This is a genomic window from Streptomyces sp. AC558_RSS880 (assembly GCF_019049255.1).
Classification (GTDB): domain Bacteria; phylum Actinomycetota; class Actinomycetes; order Streptomycetales; family Streptomycetaceae; genus Streptomyces.
The window spans coordinates 1-434 of sequence record NZ_JAGMUJ010000226.1 but is presented as its reverse complement, the minus strand read 5'-3'; the positions used below and the strand labels follow the sequence as shown (position 1 = coordinate 434).

The window sequence follows — 434 nt, the reverse complement described above, 5'->3', positions numbered from 1 at the left end:
GGGTTCGGCATACGTCAGCCGCTCCGCGACGGTACGGAACTGCGCCAGCATCGGCTCCATCCGCGGCGAATGGAACGCGTGCGACACCCTCAGCCGGGCCGTCTTACGGCCCTCCCACCGCGGCAGCCACTCCGTGACGGCGTCCGCGTCACCCGACACCACCACCGCCAGCGGACCGTTCACCGCGGCGATCTCCAGCCGGCCCTCGAACCCGGCCAGCGACCCGGCCACCTCCGCCTCGGCGGCCTGCACCGCGACCATCGCACCGCCCGCCGGCAGCGCGCCCATCAACCGGCCACGCGCCACCACCAGCTCGGCCGCATCCGCCAGCGACAACACCCCCGCCACATGCGCGGCAGCGATCTCACCGACCGAATGCCCGATCAGACAATCGGCACGCACCCCCAGCGACTCCACCAGCCGGAACAGCGCCA

Annotated in this window: 1 protein-coding gene; it reads right to left on the bottom strand. The window is 72.8% G+C overall.

Features of this window, described 5'->3' with window-relative positions; genetic code table 11:
* Positions 1-434 (bottom strand): acyltransferase domain-containing protein (locus KUM38_RS41440; protein WP_217137310.1); only part of this gene is annotated, 434 nt, incomplete at both ends.